This is a genomic window from Kiritimatiellales bacterium, from assembly GCA_041656295.1.
GTDB lineage: Bacteria > Verrucomicrobiota > Kiritimatiellia > Kiritimatiellales > Tichowtungiaceae > Tichowtungia.
In genome coordinates this window covers 26,994-49,335 of the sequence record JBBADV010000012.1, presented here as the reverse complement: position 1 = coordinate 49,335, position 22,342 = coordinate 26,994, and the positions used below count along the sequence as shown (strand labels likewise).

General features: G+C 49.4%; 18 protein-coding genes. 5 read left to right on the top strand and 13 right to left on the bottom strand.

Annotated elements, in window-relative coordinates; translation table 11 throughout:
- The first annotated feature begins 2 nt into the window (after positions 1–2).
- Positions 3–197, top strand: a complete 195-nt coding sequence (locus WC959_08840; protein MFA5689236.1) for a hypothetical protein — start codon at positions 3–5, stop codon at positions 195–197.
- Positions 198–585: 388 nt separating this feature from the next.
- Here the strand turns inward: WC959_08840 and WC959_08835 are convergent, their stop codons facing one another.
- From WC959_08835 to WC959_08785, 11 genes are all read right to left on the bottom strand, one after another.
- Positions 586–1,980, bottom strand: coding sequence for a hypothetical protein (locus WC959_08835; protein ID MFA5689235.1), 1,395 nt, complete (start codon positions 1,978–1,980; stop codon positions 586–588).
- Positions 1,981–2,102: 122 nt separating this feature from the next.
- Complete coding sequence (locus tag WC959_08830; GenBank protein ID MFA5689234.1) at positions 2,103–2,927, bottom strand: aldolase/citrate lyase family protein; 825 nt, start codon at positions 2,925–2,927, stop codon at positions 2,103–2,105.
- Positions 2,928–2,955: 28 nt separating this feature from the next.
- Positions 2,956–5,229, bottom strand: a complete 2,274-nt coding sequence (locus WC959_08825; protein ID MFA5689233.1) for a sialate O-acetylesterase — start codon at positions 5,227–5,229, stop codon at positions 2,956–2,958.
- A 70-nt stretch (positions 5,230–5,299) separates the two neighbouring features.
- Positions 5,300–6,040: a glucosamine-6-phosphate deaminase gene (locus WC959_08820; protein ID MFA5689232.1), complete on the bottom strand. Its 741-nt coding sequence runs from the start codon at positions 6,038–6,040 to the stop codon at positions 5,300–5,302.
- A 62-nt stretch (positions 6,041–6,102) separates the two neighbouring features.
- A complete protein-coding gene (locus tag WC959_08815) occupies positions 6,103–7,083 on the bottom strand; it encodes an amidohydrolase family protein (protein ID MFA5689231.1) in 981 nt (326 codons plus the stop codon).
- A 2-nt stretch (positions 7,084–7,085) separates the two neighbouring features.
- Positions 7,086–8,642 (bottom strand): sodium/solute symporter, encoded by a 1,557-nt coding sequence (locus WC959_08810; protein MFA5689230.1) that lies wholly within the window; start codon positions 8,640–8,642, stop codon positions 7,086–7,088.
- Positions 8,629–12,153, bottom strand: coding sequence for a sialate O-acetylesterase (locus tag WC959_08805; protein ID MFA5689229.1), 3,525 nt, complete (start codon positions 12,151–12,153; stop codon positions 8,629–8,631). Before WC959_08805 ends, WC959_08810 begins: the two co-directional genes overlap by 14 nt.
- Positions 12,154–12,226: 73 nt before the next feature.
- On the bottom strand, positions 12,227–13,240 hold the full coding sequence (locus WC959_08800) for a hypothetical protein (protein MFA5689228.1): 1,014 nt from the start codon (positions 13,238–13,240) through the stop codon (positions 12,227–12,229).
- 80 nt (positions 13,241–13,320) lie between these two features.
- Complete coding sequence (locus WC959_08795) at positions 13,321–14,334, bottom strand: hypothetical protein (GenBank protein ID MFA5689227.1); 1,014 nt, start codon at positions 14,332–14,334, stop codon at positions 13,321–13,323.
- 95 nt (positions 14,335–14,429) lie between these two features.
- The gene (locus tag WC959_08790) at positions 14,430–15,431 is read right to left on the bottom strand and encodes a hypothetical protein (GenBank protein ID MFA5689226.1); all 1,002 of its coding nucleotides are present in this window, start codon (positions 15,429–15,431) and stop codon (positions 14,430–14,432) included.
- 330 nt (positions 15,432–15,761) lie between these two features.
- Positions 15,762–16,316: a cupin domain-containing protein gene (locus WC959_08785; GenBank protein MFA5689225.1), complete on the bottom strand. Its 555-nt coding sequence runs from the start codon at positions 16,314–16,316 to the stop codon at positions 15,762–15,764.
- Positions 16,317–16,998: 682 nt separating this feature from the next.
- Between WC959_08785 and WC959_08780 the strand changes: the two genes are divergently transcribed.
- Complete coding sequence (locus tag WC959_08780) at positions 16,999–17,292, top strand: transposase (GenBank protein ID MFA5689224.1); 294 nt, start codon at positions 16,999–17,001, stop codon at positions 17,290–17,292.
- Positions 17,293–17,368: 76 nt separating this feature from the next.
- The gene (gene hpt, locus WC959_08775) at positions 17,369–17,908 is read left to right on the top strand and encodes a hypoxanthine phosphoribosyltransferase (GenBank protein ID MFA5689223.1); all 540 of its coding nucleotides are present in this window, start codon (positions 17,369–17,371) and stop codon (positions 17,906–17,908) included.
- A gap of 265 nt (positions 17,909–18,173) precedes the next feature.
- Here the strand turns inward: hpt and WC959_08770 are convergent, their stop codons facing one another.
- Positions 18,174–18,782, bottom strand: coding sequence for an outer membrane beta-barrel protein (locus tag WC959_08770; protein ID MFA5689222.1), 609 nt, complete (start codon positions 18,780–18,782; stop codon positions 18,174–18,176).
- A 357-nt stretch (positions 18,783–19,139) separates the two neighbouring features.
- Between WC959_08770 and WC959_08765 the strand changes: the two genes are divergently transcribed.
- On the top strand, positions 19,140–19,307 hold the full coding sequence (locus tag WC959_08765) for a ribbon-helix-helix protein, CopG family (GenBank protein MFA5689221.1): 168 nt from the start codon (positions 19,140–19,142) through the stop codon (positions 19,305–19,307).
- 348 nt (positions 19,308–19,655) lie between these two features.
- Here WC959_08765 and purH read toward each other — a convergent pair whose 3' ends face one another.
- Positions 19,656–21,269, bottom strand: a complete 1,614-nt coding sequence (purH, locus tag WC959_08760; GenBank protein MFA5689220.1) for a bifunctional phosphoribosylaminoimidazolecarboxamide formyltransferase/IMP cyclohydrolase — start codon at positions 21,267–21,269, stop codon at positions 19,656–19,658.
- 340 nt (positions 21,270–21,609) lie between these two features.
- Between purH and efp the strand changes: the two genes are divergently transcribed.
- A complete protein-coding gene (gene efp, locus WC959_08755) occupies positions 21,610–22,176 on the top strand; it encodes an elongation factor P (GenBank protein ID MFA5689219.1) in 567 nt (188 codons plus the stop codon).
- Positions 22,177–22,342 lie beyond the last annotated feature (166 nt).

Genomic DNA, 22,342 nt, shown 5'->3' with positions numbered 1-22,342 from the left:
AGATGGAATCCCTCCGTATTTATGAAATAGACGTAAAAATGCGCCGGCAGAAGTTCTTCAGCCCATTTCAATTTTTACTCAATCGGGTTCTGTTTAAAACGACGTCCGGTGAATCAGAAGGAATTGGATCGATAGGATTCCGGAAGCACATCTGCCGGACGCTGGATGAACTGCAGACCGATCTGGATGAACTATAACACCGGGCGAACGCATTAGGGCAAGATGTGCTATGAATGTACGTTAGAGCGTATTGAGAAAAATTATAGTCGCAAAATAAACAAAGGTGTAATGTACCGCAGGCATCCTTGCCTGCCTTGAGAAATCCGCAGATGACGCAGATGTTTAAACCACGATTCGAAACGGAGTGAAGAAAGGCTCCCAAAGGCGGACAGTGAAAACGGCAAATACACCGAATACACGGATTTTTCACAAAGAGGCAATGAAGCGCTGCATCCGTGTTCATGCGTGGTTTATCAATCATTCGGCTCATAATTATTTTGCGATTTTTGCGCATTTTTGCGGCTTTTTTTAATTTAAAATGCTTTAAAAACAGTCCGGCGCTGCGGCGGCATACCGCAACGCGGGTTATTTTCTTAAAAAATCAATGAGGCTTAATCCGGTATGATATGCCGGATCAGCATCCGGAGTTGCCGGAATGGTATTCACCGGAATTCCGTTTTTATCAATCACCTGAAACGCCATCTGATTCAGCTCCGGCTGAACATAGTTTTGAATAAATGCATTCGAGCATTTGGCGATGATCTCCTCAAAACAGGCTTTTTTTTCTGCCGGAACATAATGACGGGCAAATGCCGCGGCCCGCATTGTTTCCGGAAGAGACCACCATGGCATATCGGAGTTTATTGTTTTCCGCGAAATTAAATCAACGGCTTTAGAGATTCCCCGCCCTTCCGCAGAAAATCCGTTTGAAAAATTTTTCTTTATCATTTCAGGAAGAATCTGCTTATACATCTTAATTTTGTTTTGTTCTGCTTCGTTCAGCGCCGTGTGGTTTTCCATGGCATCGATCATGTCCATCGAAATGCCCGAAAATTCGCAGGCATGGCCCGGATCGTTCAACAGCACATTTCTCTCATCAATAAACGGATCACCGTTTTTATTCACAAATTCCCACATATCATATTTTTCCGACAGAGGTGATTTCCCGTCCAGGTTGACATAGTTGCTGAGAACATGGTCAAGGAATTCGAAGCCAGCCTGTTTAAATTCCGGATTCCCGCCGCATTTTAAAAATAATGCAATTGCACTAATGGAAATCATATACACGCCATGAGCGTTGCGATCCTCGACAAATCGGGCGGCGGTATTTTTTGGATCCAGCTGCTGCTGGTCGGTAACAAAATTGCCGGTTTTAATATCGTTGTGCAGCTTCTGAAACCACTGCATGCTTTCGATCAGTTTTTCTTTCAGCCCAAGCGTGTATGCCGCCGCCGCCATTCCTTTTATATAAAATAGATCGCTGAAATTGGACGGCGAGTCCGGCTGTAAATTATAAGGAACAACATGGCCATGGCTGTCCATGCGGAGCGCCTGACCGGCAGGCGTCATAAAAAAATAGAGACGCCCGCCGTTGAGGCTTCTCAAAGATTCCATGCTGGAAAATACTTCCGCAAGAACACGGCGGCTGCGGCGGATTAACGGACCGGTCTCTTCCGGACAAAATTCCGGATCCTGCTGGAGCCAGCGGATATGTCCCGCCAATGCTTCCAGCCCCCGCCCCTGAATCCAGGAATAGATTGTGTTTTTACCCCGGACCGGATCGTCGTCAGCAAAATCCTGTCCGGTGATCAGGCTGAATTTTGTATCGATAAAGTGATATTCCGGATTCCGATCATACCGGTCCAGAATCGTTTCCAGAATGTTAACCAGCATCGCCCTGTACCCGCTCCTGACGGACGCCATTTCACGATCGTATGAAGAACGGCCGACAAGAGAAAATAAAAATTTATCTGTATTCATTTTTTATATCTCAACGTTGCATCAAATTTACATTTTCAGGACAACCGCAAATAAACGTAAAGAACATGGCATTCATTCACTGCGAATGAATGCAAGTTCTTTACGCACGCGATGAAAGGCTCTTAATATACAGAGCAAACTTTTGTTTCTGCTTTTGCAGAACCGGCAAAAGAGCCGTCCGTCAGCGCCTTACGACAGGTTTGCGAGACAGATAATGAATTTCCGGCCAGAAGAGCGCTGTCGCCTGAACTGACGAGCATGTGATAGCCCAGCTCAATTCCTTTTTTAATTCTCTCCGGAGTTACAAAAATTCCGCCGGCAATCTTGCCGTACTTTTGCGCCGCTGCACCGACGGCGGCGATTTCACAATCGAAATGGTTTTCCGAACGGGGCTGATCCATCGGCATATTCCGTGAAAGCGCCATATCATCTGGGCCGAAAAATAATGCATCAACGCCGTCTGTCGATGCAATGGCATCGACCTGCTCAAATCCTGCCGGAGTTTCAATCTGGCAGACAACCATCGGCTGGGTACGGCCGGAACAGGCGTATGCCCTGCCGTAGAGATCGATCGGACGGCGGCCGCCATATGAGCGCTGACCCATCGGCGCAAAGCGGGCGGCGGCAACCACCGCTTCCGCTTCTTCCCGGCTCTCAATCATCGGGATCATAATAGCATGGCAGCCGGCATCCAGAATTTTGCCGATTGCGTCCCGGCTATGCCCCGGAACCCGTACCAGCGCATAGATGCCGATCAGATTACAGGCGCGTATCGCCTGAATCGTATCATGCATTCCCCATTCGCCATGCTGCATATCGATCCAGCACCAGTCCCAGTGCTGTCCGATGCGTTCAATAATTCCGGGAGACGAATACATAGAACCGAAACCCAGCAGCGGTTTTTCTTTAAGTGTTTTTTTAAAATTTCCGAAATCTCCAAAACTCATCTTCTCTCTCCTTCTTTCTGGTTAATAATCAGTTTGTTGTAAAAGGTGATGCCGGCAGGTTGGCATTCACGTTAAATAAATTTCCTTCCGCATCATTCCGCCAGCAATAACGCACGGCAACCGGCGTGCCCACACGGTCGCTGGAAACAAGAACACTGCCGCCATCAATGATTGCCGCGGCCGGATAAAACACCATGTCGGCGCCGGCAATTGTAAATTCCTTCGGAGCCTGTCCATCGTTGGTTTTTAATCCTCCATCGACCTCGTCGAATAAAATTCTGGCGGAGGAACCTTCAACGTTCATCTCCCGATAAACCGGTCCGGAATAGAGAACGTCGTGTCCATAGGTTTTTGCCAGCGCCCAGAGCGCCAGCCGTATACCGACATCAAATTTACTTTTCGGGTGGATGTCTTTCAGATCTCCGACATCCATCGTGACCGCCATACCGGTATTCGGCACAGTTTTCATGGCGTACAACTGGGCGTTCTGAAGCTCAGGAATCGGGGTTTTCCCGCCTTCCGTTTTAATGGTAAGCGGAGCAATCTGTACAAAATAAAATGGGAAATCGCCCTGGTTCCACGCATCCCGCCAGCTTTGAATCAAAGCAGGAAAAAGAATTTTATACTCCTCTGCCCGCCCCCGGTTGGACTCGCCCTGATACCAGATAGCGCCCCGGATTTTAAACGAATTGAGCGGGTGAATCATTCCGTTATACAAAGCTCCGGGAATGTGCTTACACCCTTCCGGATCGCGGGTTAAAATTTCAGAAAGCCGGGGGGCCGCCGCAATTGTGCTCAGCGGCGTCCACGGTTCGGCCGTTGTGCCACGCCATGAGCTGTGTATAAGCCCGATCGGAATATCAAGCGTATCCGCAAGCTCCCGTCCGAAAAAGAAAGCGACCGCACTGAACGAACCGATATTGTGAAGACCGGCCGTCTGCCATGTGCCAATGCAGTCATCAACAGGATTTACAGCAATATTGTTTTCAACAGTAAACAGCCGGATATTCGTGTTGATTGAAGCCTTGGCCTCGCTGGCTCCGGCGGAGCGGTCAATCGGCCACCACATATTAGACTGTCCTGAACAGACCCACACTTCGCCGATCAGCACATTGGATAGTGTTATCGCATGGCCGGCGCTATCCGTAACAGACAAGCTGTGTTTTTCTTTAGATGCCGCCGGAGTGGCTACAACAACACGCCATCTACCATCCTGATCTGCCGTGGCAACAACCGGCACGGAAAGCCAGCTCGGCTGAACCGTCACCGCACTGTTCGCAGCCGCCCATCCCCGGAGTTCGACATCGCTTTGCTGCTGCAGCACCATGTTGTCTGAAAATATCGAAGCCAATCGTAACTCCGGCGACTTCAGAATGGTTAGTCTTCTGTAACTCATCCCGTCTTCGCGATATGTATCCAACATATAATGAACGCCTTCTGCGCCGCTTGTAATATTCGCCCACCGGGAACCGGAAAGGAATTGGATATTATCCGTTCCTTCAACCAGCCGGAGAAAATCGGCCAGCGTATCGCCCTTCAAATCAGCATCATTCAGCGCCAGCATTCCGCCGGGCTCCATCCGGACAAAACACTCTTCCATCGTTAAACCGTTATTCTCGCCGATATTGATTTTAAGCGCCGTACCGGCACAGACGAGCGCCCCGTCTTTAATATACAGAGCGGCAGCGCCATAACGACCGACATAAAATTTGTCGACACAGGAAAGCTTCGAGCCGCGGCCTTCCACAGTAACGACGCCGGCGGAACCTTTGTCGAAACCGATATACACACAGTTGCCGGCGTTCGCGGCGGCGCCGGCGGAAATCGTAAGAGCGCCGGAACCTTCGCGTCCGACGGCGATGCTTTGTCCGGTTTTTAATAACGAGCCGCGCCCGTTAACCGTAACCATTCCCTTCGCACCGTCATAAAAACCTACCGTAGCGGTTTTCCCAACGTCCAGAACGGATCCCTGCTCAATGGAAATCTCAGCAGTTCCTTTGCGTCCGGCGGTTATCGACTCCTCGACCAACAGGCTTCCTTTTATAATCCGTAAAGCGCCTGAGGTTCCCGGCTCCGCCGCCAGAGACATATTATATGCTGTTCCGTTACCGCCCAGCTGCACGATTCCGCTATTGCTGATATCCACTGCATCTTTCGCAGAAGGAACACTGCCGGGATCCCAGTTATACTCTTTCGACCAGTCAGCCGTACCGGTTTTTTTCCATTTGATATTTTCAGCAAACGTAAACCCTGTTGTTAAAACAATCGCACTGAGTAGATAAACCTTTAAATTAAATTTCATATTTTCTCCTGATCTTGCTGTTAACGCTCCCGTTTTTGTTAATCTGCGCTATCAAAATATCCGTCTGTTTTTATTTCAATAAAGAGGCGGAATGACGATCCAGATAAAACGTTGCGTCGCGATGCGTCTTCAAAATAGTTGCAGGAATCTGCGGAGAAATTTCGCTGGAAAGCGTGTTATCAACCGCAACTGCTTTTTGTTTTCCCGGTATCGTACAGATGATTTTTTCAGATTTCAGCATTTGCTGAATCGACATGGAAATTGCTTTTTCCGGAACATCATTCAGCGCAGGAAACCAGCCTTCACCCAACTGCTGCTGACGGCAGGCATCATCCAGTTTCACTAAAATATAAGCACTGTCAGTTTCAAAATCCGCCGGCGGATCGTTGAATGCCAGATGCGCATTTTCTCCAATCCCGCAAAAGCAGACGTCGATGGAAACAGTTTTGATCAATTCACTGAGCCGACGGCATTCCGCTTCGGGATCGTTTTCTGTATCAATATAATGAAATGTTTTCACCGGAACGGGCAGTTTCGAATGAAATCGCTCCCACAAGTAGCGGCGGAACGATGCCGGATGAGTTATCGGAATTCCGATATATTCATCCAGATGAAAAACATTGATCCGGTTCCAGGCAATGTCCGGCTGCCGGATCAGCGCTTCCAGCATACGGAACTGCGACGCTCCGGTTGCGACAATAATGGATGCTTCACCGCGGTTATGAATGGCGGCGCGAATCGCGTTCGCACCCGCTTCGGCCGCAGCGCGCCCTGCCTCCGCCTCGGTTTCAAATTTATTTATTTTTATCATATCTGCACTTTTTTATTATGTGTTGCTCTATCGCGTGCCTTCACGCGCCACTTTTCTCTCTTCTATTGTATGAGTTCAAACATCCGCCGGTGTTCGTCCCATCTCATCGCCGGCTGACAATTAAGTTCATCCGGTTCGACACCGATCATTTTCAATGGATTATAGAATCCGACATTCAACAGCTCTTTCAGCGGCAATATGTTCAGCGATGCAAGATGGTTCATGCATTCCAGCATGGTTGACGCGGATCCGGCCATGCACTGTTTTTCCGGATTATGAAGATAGCCGTTTTCCTCAAGCACAATTGCGCTCCCGCCAACATTGTATGTTCCCGGCGGACATCCGGCGATTGACGACGCATCGCTTGTTACAATGATATCCGCCGTTTCTTTCGCATTAAAAACGGCGCGGATCACCTGTTCGGGGAGATGATGGCCGTCGGTAATAATCATTGCTTTAAGCGCTTTTATCGCCAGGCCGGAGATCAGCTGATTCCGGTGCCGCGGCACTTCATTCGGCATGCCGTTTCCAAGATGCGTCATGGCGCAGGCGCCGGCATCATAGCAGCGGCGGATCTGCCCATACTCCGCCATTTGGTGACCCAAAGAAACCGCCACGCCTTTGCTTACGGCATGAGCAATCAGTTTTTCTGCATCCTCACCTTCCGCGGCAATAGTCAGCAGTCTGATGCGGCCCTCAGAAAGCTCCCGGAGTTTATCAAAGGATGCGACCGACGGCTGTTTAGTATTCTCCGCAGCATGAGCGCCTACCGCTCCAGGACAGCTTGAGATAAACGGTCCCTCGAGGTGGATTCCCGGAATGATTTTTTTAAAATATTTTCCGGACGCTTTCGCAATGAGCGGAAGCGTCCGGGCATAGGCGTCTGAGGCGCTGGTTACCAGCGTCGGCAGGAACGCGGCGGTTCCGGTTTTCAGCAGCTCTTCACAGGCAAAGCAGAATCCCTCTTCGGCCAAATCCGCTGCAGAAAAGTTAATGCCTTTGTAGCCGTTAACCTGCAGATCTATAAATCCGGAAATCTCCATGATTAATCCCTGTCTAACGGTGGACCGCTGGTTCCAACCACCAGACTTGCAAGCACACCGGTTACAATCTGCACCAGCAGACACACAGGCATTGCCCACAGAATGCTGATCCCTTTAAGTCCGGTCGGTCCCAGAAAGAGGTCTTCCCAGAAACTGATCACGAAGACGGTGATGACGCCCGCGGCTGCGCCGATGAGCGTGCCGGCGCCGGTCGCCCGGCGGACAAATATTGCCATAAAGAAAAGGCCGAACAGCGGCGCCGTCAGCAGGTTGCAGATTTTGAACGCCATATCCAGCAGATTGCCTTTAACCATTCCGACAACAACGCTGAAGAGAACAACGACAATTCCAATACATACTGTAATTAATTTCGCCATTTTCACCGGATTGATGCTGTCTTTTTTATCTCCGCGGAACCGGCCGATAAAATCGACCATGACAACGGAACAGGATGAGTTCAGCCCGGACGAAAGGCTGGACATTGCCGCCGCTAACAGCCCTGATAATACAAGACCGCTCAGTCCGGCGGGAAGCTGGCTGGTTATATAGAGCGGAAATACTTTATCCGCTCCGGTTGTAAATCCTGCGCCCATGCCAAGCAGTTCCGGTTTTGTCTGATAAAACGATAAAAGACATAAACCAACGATGGTCAATAAAATGCCTGCAAATCCGCTGGCGGCCATGGCATAGGTCAGCGTCCGGCGTGCGGTTTTAACATCCTGAGTGGATAAATAACGCTGGATCGCGGTTTGATCCGATCCGTTTGTGCTGACAAACCAGACCACCGTTGAAATCAGCGCCGCCATAAATGTCCGCGCGCCCGGCGCTGAACCGAATCCCCACTGGAATTCCGGCCAGTGAGCAGGCCGCTCAGAAGGAATGCAGTTGCCGATGCCGCCGAGTTTAAAGGCAATGATTCCGATGGTCAGAAATGTTCCGCCGAACAGAACAAAGGACTGTACAACGTCCGTATATACGGTTGCTTTCAGGCCGCCCATAGACGTATAGGCAATGGTAATCAGTGTAATAAGAAAACAGAAATATATGGAAACGGATTCCGAAAGGCCGAAGATCGGTATCAGAACCTTCGCCGATGTGGTGTATACAATTGCGGCCATCCACATCAGGCGCAGCAGCAGAAAGAAGACTGATCCGAGCATCCGGACACCAAGCCCGAGCCGTGTTTCCAGCATTTCGTAGGCGCTGGTGATTTTTAATTTCATAATCACCGGAATCAGAAAGAAACCGACAATCAGCACAACAATCGGATACGCCGCGATTTTCCCGAGCATGAACGCCGGACCGTTTTGAATCACTTCTCCCGGGACCATCAGATACGAGATCGCGCTGAGTAAAGTGGCAAACAGCGAGAGTCCGACCCAGGCGGATTTCATCTGACGCCCGCCCAGCAAATAACCTTCAGCTGTTTTTGCCTCTTTTGAAAAAAACCACCCGATAAAAATCATGCCGAACAAATAACCGGCAATTACAAGCCAATCCAGAATGCCAAGCCCGGATCCTGTCGCGGCAACATCCATTATCACTTCATTGGCATCCATTATTTCCCGCTTCTTTTTTTACTAATTCATCCAACTCTGTTAGAGAAAAGCGCATGCTGATAATATAAGGAGCCTCTCCGCGAACCCAGTGGCCGTAGGACGTACAAATCACGGTATTATCCTGAAGCGTCTCAACGCCCGGATATCCGCAATCGTATCCCGGATACCGGGAGTCCCAACCATGCGTATTTCGGAAATTTTTTTTCAGCCGTACAATATATTGTCCCTCGCGGCCTTCTACGATGTCTTCATAGGTGCCGACCCAGCCGACCCAGTCTTTTTCAAAAATACGGGACGGGCGGGCAGACACCGGAGAGTTTGCACGAAAACTGATAAACAGCCGGCCGTCGGAAGTATATCTTCCGGTATGCCGGTCGCCCGTCAACGACAGTGGAAGTTCTCTGGGCTTGCTCCACGTAATTCCTTCATCATCTGAAAAAATAACATGAGAGCTTTTCGTCCGGCTTGAATCGCGCAGTAAAACGGCCAATTGATTCCCATCCGGAGAACGGAGTGCATAGGGTTCACAAAGAGCAGTATCCGTCGATGTAAGAACCAGCTCCGGCATAGACCAGGTCAGCCCGCCGTCGCGGCTGAAGGTTTGATACAGCCGCCGCCCTTTGATGGCTTCTCCCTTGCCTGTGAAAAGCTTTCCGTTATCATGAAACATTGCAATGTAGCACCCTTTCGTTTTCAAGGGTTCGACAAATCCCATCACCACGATTCCGCCCCAGTCACCCGCTGCGGCCAGCTCAGACCACGTTTCTCCCTTATCCTCACTATGGGCCATACGTGCCGGATAAAGTCCCGACCAGAGAATCAGCCGTTCAACACCATCAGCATCAATCACACTGTGAATGGTGGGCGTTTCCCGGCTGCTCTCAAAACTGGCGGGTGTCTTCAGGCGCCCGCTCCAGGTGAACCCGCCGTCATCACTGCGTTTAAGAACAATAGGACCGGCCCCATGTCCTTTGGGATAAGCGGCAAAAATTATTTCGCTGTCCTTAAGCCGGGTTGTTGAAACCTGGCCAAGGTATTGATCCTTCTCTTTATCAACAATCACTATCCGGTGCACATCCGAATCAAGATCAATAGCCGGAACAGTAATTGCCGGTATTATATCTGTTCGTGCATTCCGTATCTGGAATAGAACGCCCGGTTTAAGAATATCTGTTCTAAATGATGACGCAGGCAGATTGGCGTTTACATTAAACAGATTTCCTTCCGCCGCATTCCGCCAGCAATAACGCACTGCAACAGGATGCTCTACATCATCGCTGGAAACGAGAACAGTGCTGCCGTCAATTATTGCAGTCGCCGAGTAGAACACCATGTCGGAACCTGCAATAGTAAATTCATTCGGAGCCTTGCCATCGTTAGTTTTTAATCCTCCATCAACATAGTCGAATAAAATTCTGGCCCGGCTGCCCTCAACAACCATCTCCCGGTAAACCGGTCCGGAATAGAGCACATCGCGGCCATAGGTTTTCGCCAGTGCCCACAGCGCCAACCGTTGACCAACGGGCAGTTTATTCCTTGGATGAATATCCGTGAGATTTCCAACATCCATTGGGACAACCATCCCTGTATGCGGTACAGTCTTCATCGTGTATAACTGCGCCTCCTGCAACTCAGGAACTTTTGTGCCGTTCGGCTGCGGATTATTCGGATGCCCAAGAATAAAAGGTGCAATCTGTACAAAATAAAACGGTAGATCGTTTTGATTCCATTGCGTGCGCCACGAGTTGATCATCGCGGGAAACAATGCTTTATACTCCTCGGCACGGCTGCGATTGTTTTCGCCCTGATTCCAGATCACTCCTTTGATAGCATACTTCACTAACGGATGGATCATTGCGTTATAAAGACTGCTACACTCATGTTTTGCTTCTGTAACCTTGCGATCCAGAATAGGACGGAGTACGGGATCAGCCAAATATACATCCTGCGGTGTCCATGCTTCCGCCGGAGTTCCGCCCCAGGAGCTGTGTATCAGCCCGATCGGAACATCCAGCTGTTCAATCAGTTCCCTGCCGAAGTAATAGGCAACGGCGCTGAACTCCGGAAGTGTATTGTTGTCCGCGACTCTCCATGAACCGCCGCAGCTGACCAATAGTTCTTTCGATGGTTTTTGAGGCACAGTGAATAGCCGGATATTTGGATTTGCCGAAGCGATTGCGGCGGCGCCATCATCGGTTAATCTCAGCGGCCAAAACATATTGGATTGACCGGAACAGACCCATACCTCGCCAACCAGTACATTGGTAAGCGTTACAGAGTTTCCCTGATCGTCATCCAGCGTCAGCGTGTGCGGAGTAAATGACGCGGCGGGAGTCAACACCGTTGCGCTCCACCGGCCGGCGGCATCCGCAACCACAGAAACCGGAGCGGTCCAGTCGGGAGTAACCGTCACCGTACTGTTTGCTTTGGCCCAGCCCCAGATTGCAATATTACGCTGCTGCTGCAGAACCATATTGTCTGAAAACAGAGACGCCACTCTGAAATCTGTGGACGCCTGCACGGTTAACCGGCGGTACGTGACACCGTCTTCACTGTAACGATCCAGAAAATAATTTACGCCATCAATGCCGGTTTCAATATCAACCCAGTCCGAACCGGCCAGATACAGAATCTTTGAAGTCCCTTTAATGAGAGCCATGAAATCGGCCAACGAATCTCCGACGCTGCTGGTTGAGCTGTATTTAATGGCCAGCGCACCGCCGACACCAATTCGAATCGAACCCTTCTCGCCGATCGTTATTTCCCCGGCGCTCACCAGTCCGCCGTTTTGAATCGTCAGGGTTCCGGTGCCGCTGTTGCCGATAAAAAGTTTTTTCTCAACCTTCCATGCGGAGCCGGCGCCGTCAATCAACGCTGTCGCGCTCGTATTGCCTGTGTTGCCAAGATAAGCGTTGCCGCCGTTACTGATCAACTGCCCGCCATTTGTGAGATTAACCGTTGCTGAAACGGTGCCGCCGCGCCCGAAAACAGTCGAATTACCGCTGGTGGTATTAACGGTAATTTTTGAACCGCTCCCGTCAATCGTAAGCTGTTGCGAACCTGCCTGGTATCCAAAATATAACGCTGACACTGTAATCGTGCCGCCATTTAATACATTTACCGCTCCGCTTCCGTAATTGGTTCCGGTATACAGACCGGCCGCGCTGGTTACCGTTCCGCCATCAACGGTAAACGTTCCGATTGCTCCGCGGTTAATGCCGGCGCGAATCGAATCTTCGCTGTTCAGCACGCCATTGGCAGTCACGATAATTGTACCGGCGGCATCATACCCTGCCGTGGCGCTGCGCACAGATTGAGTATCTTCAACGGTTGCCGTTCCTTTGTTGTCAACATAGGCATCATCATTCACCGAGGGTTTCGTGCCGGTGTCCCAGTTCTTACCAACGGACCAGTCACCCGTCGGGCTTTTCCATCGAACATCCGCTGACGCATTCACCGACAGAAAACAACAGATAGAAACAATTCCTAATCTACATACAAATGTCTTCATATAATTCTCCTGATAAAAAGTGACAGACAACCCGAGCACCTTTGCCGCGTTTATTTACGTGAACCGCCCTCTGTTAATGCATAATAAAAAGTCCGATACGCACACCCCGCACAGTCAACTTTGTATACGTGTCGCTGCCGTGAGTATATGTATCCAGCGTATAATCACTTCCCTGAGCAGCCGTAATATCGGCCCAGCCCGTTCCGTTCCAATACTGAATCTTCTGCGCACTGCCAGTCACCAAATTCATGAAGCCGGACAGTGTGCTGACATTTCCTTTAAGCGCCAGCGCACCGCCGGCGCGGATTCGAATCATGCCCTTCGCGCCAATTGTTATTTCGTCAGCACTCACAAGTCCGCCGTTTTGAATCGTCAGAGTCCCGGAACCCGTTCCGACAGTAAGCTTTCTGCCAACCGTCCATGCTGAACCGGCGCCATCAATCACTGCTGCAACTGTCGTATTGGCTCCATTAGCAAGAAAACAATGACCGGTAGCAATCAACTGACCGCCATTCGTAATCACAAGCGCTACTGAAACGGTACCCCCTCGGCCAAAAATGACTGCATTACCGTTGGTGTTAACAGCAACTATTGACCCGTTCCCGTCAATCGTAAGCTGATGTGAACCGGATCCCGCATAGCCTGAATATAATCCTGATGATAACGTAATCGTGCCGCCGTTTAACACATTCACCGTTCCGCTTCCGTTACCGCTTCCGGAATGAAGACCGGAAATACCGGTTACCGTTCCGCCATCAATCGTCAATATTCCGGACGCGCCGGCGTTACGGCCGATATGAATGAAGTCCGTGCTGTTAAGCGTACCGCCGGTATTTACGGCGATTGTGCCGGCAACATCATGACCGGCTGTGGCGCTGTTTACAGATTGCGAATTTGTAATGGTTGCTGTTCCGCCGTTGTCAATATGAGCATCATCAGCCGATGCCGGTAATCCGCCGATCCAGTTTGAACCGTTCGACCAGTCTCCCGTGCCAACGTTCCATCGATTTGTCGCCGCAAACGTGAGATTTGCTGCTGTCACAACAAACGCAGCAAGAAACACCTGCCGGCATTTTTTATAGTTCATCAACGTTCCTCCATCTCAAAGCCGGGCAACGTGTCTGTTTCTTATAAACAGGCACGCGTATGGCATGAATAAAAAATATGTCAGCGCTTTAGCGTTACGGTTAAGCGGGAATAGCTCGTAGAATCTTCCCGAAAAGTATCCAGCGTATAATCGGTATTGATCACCGCTTTAGAAATATGAACCCACTCCGAGCCGTTCCAGTACTGAATATTACCTGAGCCGGTAACAAGCCGTTGCAGAAAGTCTTCCATCGTTTTTGCCGGTTTACCGCCATCAGCAACCGCAAGCATACCGCCGCCGCCCATCCGGACAGAACCGGGCTCGCCGATGAATATTTCCTTGGCGCTTACAAGCCCGCCGTTCTGGATGGTCAATGTTCCTGTGCCACGGTTTACAATATAAAGTTTTTTTCCGATCTTCCATTCTGAACCGGTGCCATCAATTAGCACTGTTGCTGTGTTTTTGGCTGTGTTCGCCGTATAGGCATCACCGGCACTGATCAACCGACCGCCATTCGTGATCTCTACCATGGCTGAGGTGCTGCCGGCGCGCGCGATTACGGTTGAATTTCCGTCGGATTTGGCAACAACCTTTGATCCTTTTCCGTCAATCGTAAGTTTATGCGGCGCGGCAGAGTTGCTGTAGCCCAGATGCAGCACAGAAGTCAGCGTAATGGTGCCGCCATTTAATACATTGATCGTTCCGCCGCCGCCTTCATATCCGGTATAAAGACCGACGCCGCTGATGACCGTTCCTCCATCAACAGTCAACGTCCCTATTGCCTTTGCTTTTCGGCCCAGATTAATTGATCCGCCAGTGGAATTCAGCACGCCTGTTTTCGCCACAATAATTGCGCCGGAAGCATTCCAGCCGGCATTCGCAGTCGTCACAAATTGTGAATCTGAAACCGTTGCAGTTCCGCCGTTGTCGATATAGGCTCTCTCTTCTTTTGGCGGAACCTTACCGCCATCCCAGTTTGTCTTGGCTGACCAGTCACCCTCGGCGCCGCTCCACCAGACTGCCGCTAATGCAAAATTTACCGATATCAAAACAAAAAAAGTAAGAATAGCTGCTGGAAGCTTCGAGTTTTTCATAACAGTCTCCTGAATTACAGTTTTCGTTAAAAAATGGCCGGCTCAAAAATAAAATGCCTGAAACCGGACAAATGCCGGCTTCAGGCATACTTTCGTTATATACTCAATCGCCGATATACTAGAAAAGCAGCCGACGCAATCACCCAGAACGCCGACGTAACCGGTTCAGGAATAACGGTCAGTTTTGTATAATCTTTCCCGCCATCACTATATGACGTCAGCGTATAATCAGTTCCCAGAACAGCATTGCTGATATCGTCCCAGCCTGCCCCATTCCAATACGTAATATTTTTCGCGGACCCGGTAACAAACAATCCATAGAATTCGTCCAGATTGGTGGCAGTGCTGCCGCCGTCAGCAATCGCAAGCGCTCCATCAATCCCGATCTGAATAGACCCCTTTGCACCATTTGTTATTGTCCCAGCAACGCTTACAAAGCCGCCGTTCTGTATGGTCAGTGTTCCCGTCCCGGTATTCCCGACATAAAACGTCCCGCCGAGAGATTTCCACACAGAATTCTGTCCATCAATCAGGACTGAACCTGTAGCATTGGCTGTATTTCCGAGGTAGACAGTGCCGCTGGTAGTCAATAGACCTCCTCCGGTGATAGAAACTGTTCCCGTAGTGCCGTTGTTACGCCCTACAGTGAGAGTATTGCCAGTGCCTGCATTAATAGTAACTCTTGAACCACTTCCGTTAATATTCAGTTCACCGGAACCGATATTATAAGCTACGTATAGCGTTTTCGTCAGATCAACAGTTCCGCCGTTATTAACCGTAAGAATACCCTGAGAGTTGGTAGTTGCCCCTAAATGAACAACTCCGGAACTGGCAAGCGACCCCCCGTTAACAATAACTGTGCCAACGGCACCGGAACCTGAACCGAAAACACCCTGCGTCACAGAATGCGTTCCTGTGATCGTTGCTGTTCCGGTTTTAATCAATGCGCCATCACCTGTTGATGGTGCCGACCCGCCGATCCAGTTTGAACCGGTCGCCCAGTCGCCCGTGCCGCCGCTCCACTCAATTTCCACTGCGAAGGACATCGCTGCCAGTGCCGCGATCGATATCGCGAGAAAACCCGCTTTATACCTCATAGCTACCTCCTGTTTTTTTCTGTTCCCATACATGCAGGAACCACTCCTGCATTACCCGTTTGTTTGCGTGAAATAAGACCATCTCATTTCACTTTTCAGGAAACAAAGTATCTTGAAGAGAAACATGTGTCAAATGTTTTTCCATCTAAAAACACAGAAGATATCCGGCCTCATTTCAGCGCTTACCGGCTTGCGAATACCGTCAAACGGCGCGCCGGCTCTAATGGGCTCTGCCGGAAAACAGAATCCTAATCCCGGGTTCTTTACGGGATGTAACCTGTTAATCCGCAACAGATAAGAATGAGAAATATGAATTAACGTGATGTCGGCCTAATTGTCGGCATATATACACAGAAATCGTACGGGGATGTCGCCGACTGCTTTCGCAGAATGCACGTTTTCAGAATAAAAATAAAGAGAATCCCCCGGCCCCATTTCAAAAAACTTGTCCCCGACAGAAGCGACCATCCTCCCTGATAACACATAGAAAAATTCTTCTCCGCCATGCTTAAAACGGCCGGGTGGATCGCCAGGATGAATTGTCATCAAGTAGGGTTGAGTCGCTTTGCCTGTCATTGACAACGCCAACCCTTCATACACATGCCCGATCTCGGTTCCGCCGCGCGTGACAATCTCGCCCTCTCCTGCAGGAGTAAAAACATATGCGGTTTTAGTCGGCGGTTCTGCAAAAAAATCGGATAAAGGGCGTCCCATGGCTTTCGCAATGCGTGTTAACGTTGAAACAGTCGATGAAATTTGTCCATTTTCTATTTTTGATAACGTACTTTTAGTGATTTCCGCACTTTTGGCCAAAGATGTTTGTGTTTGCCGCGACTGTTCGCGGTACATTCTAATATTTATTCCAACATTTCGTTCGCTTTTCATAGCGCATCATAGTACCTGAATTTTTATATCGTACACAATATTTTAAACCGATAAAAGAGCATCGCTTCTAAGTGGGTAAATTGTAAAAGCAAGTGTCCGGTTGTAAGCGAAGAAGTTCCATGCCAGAATGAACCTTTCTTCATTCAGTTAAAACGCGGTGGAAAGCGGTGGAAATGAGAACACAAACCGGTTCATCCAGCGATTTATTCCGAAAGGGAAAAAGCCGGGAAAATCAGTAGAAGAATGATCCAGGAGATCGAAATATGGATCAACACCTGCCCGCCTAAAACAGTGAATTTTGAAACCGTTGAAGAACGGTTCAACCGGGGCATCGCGACATGAATCAAAAAACTGATGCCCAGGGTAAGCTCAGGATTTTTATTTCACCACGGCTTCTGTCGGAATCGATCTAAACACCGCGAAGTCCCGCATTCCAGCAGTCAGGAAGCTCATTCATTCACAGCTAAAGCCGCAGAATTCTCTCTTCGACCGCACAAACGACCTCATCGGCAGTGAGCACAAGTCCTTGGGCGTACCCCATCTTTTCCATGTACTCTTTACTGGTCAAAAACCAATGCTCTGATGCCGCAGTTCGCCCGCCGCAGCATTTGTTGCGGCAACCAGCGTCCCCGGTTCGTTGACTCTGCGCTGAAGTTCCAGAGCTGAACGACCTTCGGGCTGAATGACATTACTGCACCCGCCAGGCCCAAGAACGCGGCAGCAGTTAAGCAGAAAGGATGAAACCCGGGAACTGGCCTGGACGCTGGAATTGATACCCGTTGTCCCGCTCCATCCAAACCGGAAAAATCCATGGGAACAGGATAAAATCATCTATAAAAAACGGAATGAGGTGGAGCGACTCATCCGGCAGGTGAAATCCTGTCGCCGGGTATTCACCCAGTATGACAAACTGGATATCATGTGTATGGGATTCATTGTCTTTGCGTTCACAGTGGAATTCTTGCGCCCGTGTTAACACACCCTGATACAATTAACGTTGTGCCTGCCGCCTTTCTTTTGACTTCCAGGCTTTTGACTCTACACTCCGTCCCATGAAGCTTCATCACATTCATCATGTTCTGATTTCCGCAGAAAAAATCCGGCGGCGCGTTGACGAACTGAGCGAGGAGATCGCCGGAGCGTGTAAAACTGAAACGCCGGTGATACTCGGAATTCTGAACGGCAGTTTTGTGTTCCTCGCCGATTTAATCCGCGGCTTCAACCGCTACGGCAAATATCCGCGCATCGGCTTCATTACGCTGTCGAGCTACGGCAGCGGCACCGAATCATGCGGTAGTGTAAAAATTGCGCAGGACACACCGCTGGATATTTTTGGCCGGGAAGTGATTGTGGTGGACGATATTCTCGATAGCGGACGCACACTCCGCTTTGCCAAAGAGCTGTTTCTCGCACGCGGCGCGAGTTCTGTTAAAACCTGTGTATTGCTCGATAAAAAAACCACGCGCGCAGTTGAAATAGCCGCCGATTTCACCGGCTTTGCAGTCGACAATGTATTTGTTACCGGTTACGGTCTTGATTACGACGGCCTGTATCGCGAACTGCCGCACATTGCAAAAGTTACATTTGAATAGAGGCATCCGCACCAAATGGAGCAGACGTTCCTGTCTCCTCAGTCTCATATAAAAAGGGCAGACAAGAATGTCTGCCCCACATTAACCAGTATCGCGAACTGCCGCACATTGTAAAAGTTACATTTGAATAGAGGCATCCGCATCAAGTGGAGCAGGCTTTCCTGTCTGCTCAGTCTCATATAAAAAAAGGCAGACAAGAATGTCTGCCCCACCTTTACAGCCGCCGGAATTTTCCGGCGGCTGTGATTAAGATAGAATTCAATATTTAGAATGTATAACGAATGCCTAGCTCAACCCGGTGTCCCATAATCTCGTCGACATCAAGGTTGTTACCGGCGAATTTAAAATCCGGGGCGGCAGTCATCATAAATCGATAACCAAGATCCAGGCTGACGTTTTCATCAATTTTGAAATCTACGCCGGCACCGAGCTGAAATGCCATTAGCGTATCGGAGTCGCTCCCGAGATTTTTGGTTCTGGCTTTTGCACGAACAACACCGGCACCGCTCATCACATAGGGGGTAACAGTGGATTTATTTTTAAAATCATAATAACCGTTCAGCATAAATGCCCGCGTAGATAACCGATTACCTTTATCAATAACGACACCGGTGTTATCTTTTATATGGTCCATGTCATACTGTTGATAGAAAAATTCAAATTCAACACGCACCGGTACCTCTGCAAATCCAAGCCCTGCCGCAGCACCCAGCACATATCCTGTATCAGTTCCAATATCGTCGATGCCTTGTGTATCAACATCAATATCATGCAAAGCTGCAACTCCCCCGCTCAACCGGAAATACGGTTTGAGATCGGCAGAAAAACCAAATCCGATAAGTCCCGCTACAAGAACAAGTATTAGCCTCTTCATCTAACAACCTCCTTCTGGGTTAATTTTCCTCCGGCAAAGACGGTGCGGATTCACCGCCGAGCCTCTCCTTTAGAGCATCTGTCACCTGCCCGTTACGCATATAAGATACAATTTATCACAATTGTATCAATATTAATTTCGCCCTATTTTGGCTGTTATTTGGGCTCGTGCTGCTGAGGAGACAAATACACAATTTCATTCGGTATTTTACGTAACGGTTTTTTGTGCCGAAACAATACTTTTGAACCCCAAAACTTCTTGAGAAGTTTATAAGGAAAATACACCATATTATAATTATTAAAAATCGAAATGCTTTGTGTATTCCTTTTTGATGAGAGATTTACTACATTAATTCCAATGAGTGCAACGGAATCAGTACGGATCAGCAAAGAGTTAAAGCGTCAATTAAAAGAGCTGGCACAAAATATGCACCCCCGCACCACCATTCAATATCTGATTGAAGATGCGATTGAGCAGTATCTCGACCGCGTCAAAAAAGGAATAATCCGGCAGAATGAAACGTAGACACCGCGCCCGCGCCGTGTTCCGACAACGATGTTTAACCGCAGATGTCACGGATTAAACGGATTGTGCACTGCCTCGAATGATCAGAGAAAAGAAAGCCGCAGAGCAACAGTGTTATTGAGCAACTAAACCATTGGGTTTTTTCATCGTCAGGACGCCGGCCTTTTTAAACATCCTGTAACTCTTGTTTATCCCGTCTAACTGTTTTCGTCCATCCAAAACGGAAAAAGGCGTATGCAGCGCATGAATGGAATTAATTAAAACCGCGGAGCGCACGCAGATATGAAGCAAAAGGATTTCTCTGAATCTCGGTGACCTCTGCGGTTAAAAATTCGGCGCGTGTTCCGGCTAATGTTTAAAATGACGCATACCGGTGAAGGCCATGGCAATACCGTATTGATTGCAGGCGGCGATGACTTCGTCGTCACGGATTGATCCGCCGGGCTGAACGATGTAACGCGCGCCGATGGCGTGCGCTTCTTCGATGCTGTCAGCAAACGGAAAGAACGCTTCGGAAACAAATACGCATTCGCCGATCACGTTCTGAATCTCTTCCGGCGTAATCTCCGGATTTTCCAGTTTCAGATTTTCCGCCGCTTTGGTAACGGCGAGCTTGCGCAGTGCATCCACGCGGTTCGGCTGACCGGCGCCCATCCCGAGCACACGGAACTGTCCGGGCTTATATTCCTGCACAATCACAATGGCGTTCGACTTTGTATGTTTTGCTGCGGCGATTCCGAATTCCGCCAGTGCGCGCCTGGATTCATCGAAGGCGGTTTCCGTTACATTTTTCCATTCGGCAATCAGAGCGGTGTCGACATCCTGCACAAGAATTCCGCCGTTGATCTCTTTGACCATTTTGCGCGGCGCGGCTTTGGTCAGCGGCGCACGCAGTTTAAGCAGCCGGATATTTTTACTTTTTAATTTTAACAGGTCCAGCGCACCGGCGTCAAAATCCGGCGCGATCAGCGCTTCAACAAAACGGCCTTTCAAACATTCCGCCGTTGCCATATCCACGTTCTGCGTCACGGCAATCACACTGCCGAAGGCCGACACCGGATCGCTGCTCCACGCGGCTTCAAATGCCTCGGCGAGCGTTTCGCCGGTGGCGTAGCCGCACGGATTGGTGTGCTTAATAACCGCCACACCCGGCCGGCCGGAAAGTTCTTTCACTGCTTCAAGCGCACCGTCGCCGTCGATATAGTTATTATAGCTCATCTCTTTACCGTGCAGAATATCGGTGTGCGCGATGCACGCTTCAGCGGCGGCGGCAGCCGGATAGAACCACGCCTGCTGATGCGCGTTTTCTCCATAACGCAATCCGGTGCCGTTCGCCGCCGTTTTAACAAACGGACGCGGCGTTGCACGGGTTATCTGTCCTGCCAGATAACCGGCAATTGCAGCGTTATATTCCGCCATGCGCGCAAACACTTTTTGTCCGAGTTCAAAACGAAGTTCTTCGGTGGTGTCGCCGGAATTGGCATCCATCGCTTCAAGTACGCGCGCATAATCCGCCGGATCGGTAATGACAGTGACAAACTTCATGTTTTTGGCGGCGGAGCGGATCATTGTCGGACCGCCGATATCAATCTGTTCAATCGCCTCAGCCAGCGAAACGCCGGGTGCGGCAATTGTGGCTTCAAACGGATAAAGATTCACACAGACGAGATCAATCGGCAGAAGGTCATGTCCTTTCATGGTGCTCATGTGTTCGGCATTGTCGCGCAGGTAAAGAATTCCGGCGTGCACCTGCGGCGTTAATGTTTTTACGCGACCGTCGAGCATTTCCGGGAAACCGGTAAATTCCGAAACATCTTTCGCCGGAATTCCGGCGTCACGCAGCGCTTTCGCCGTGCCGCCGGTTGACAGCAGTTCAACTCCGCGCTCATGCAGCGCTTTTGCAAAATCAACAATGCCTGTTTTATCTGAAACGCTCAGCAGCGCCCGCGTAATTTTTGCCATGTGCAACTCTCCTGAAATATTAAACACAAATTAAACCATGAAACACCGGGTGCCGGAATACTTTTTCAGAAATTTTACCCCGCTGATTTCTCGCCGCAAAAAATACGCAAAATAAAACCGCAGATATAAGCGGATTTTTCACAAAGAGAGATCCTCGCGAGACCGGAGAGTTTTTTTGACAGGATTAACAGGATAAAATAAGAAAGGTTGATTGATTCTGTAAATCCTGCGCGGGAGATATGGAACCGGCCGGAAACCGGAAAGACGGCAGGCAAAGGTCTTGTCATGCCCGGACACTTTTTGCATAATCCGCCGCTCAAGTTTTTACCGGAGAAGATTTATGTACGATGTATCAGAATTAAAAAAAGGACTGAAGGTTGAGATCGACGGTTATCCATGCATCATCACCGATTTTCAGTTTTCCAAGCCCGGCAAAGGCCAGGCGATTTACCGTTGCAAAATTAAAAACCTCGTCACCGGCACCAGCTTTGAAAAAAGCTACCGTTCCGGTGATAAAGTGGATAAAGCACAGCTTGAATCGCGCCAGCACACGTTTTCTTATGAATCCGGCGATGACTATGTTTTCTCCGACAACGATACATACGAAGAGGTTCACCTCAACGCCGAACAGCTTGGACAGAACCGTTTCTTTATTAATGAAGATATGGAAGTCGATATTCTGTTTCACAACGACAAGCCGCTCGACATTACACTGCCGACGTTTGTTGAAAAAACCGTTGCTGAAACGGAGCCCGGCGCACGCGGCAATACTGCAACAAATGTCATGAAGCCGGCAAAGCTTGCCAACGGCTATGAATTTGCCGTCCCGCTCTTTATTAATATCGGCGATATTGTCCGCATCGACACCCGTACCGGTGAATATGCCGACCGCGTTTCGAAAGGCTAGTTAAAAGCTCGAAATCCGAACTGTGATTATATCTGCCTTTCATTTTACCGCGGATTACACAGATAAAAACGGATTTAAAAGCAGACGGACACAAAAGCGAAAAACTAAAAATCAGCATGCATGAAATCCGTTTATATCCGCGGTTAACTCCTGACTGATTTTGTTT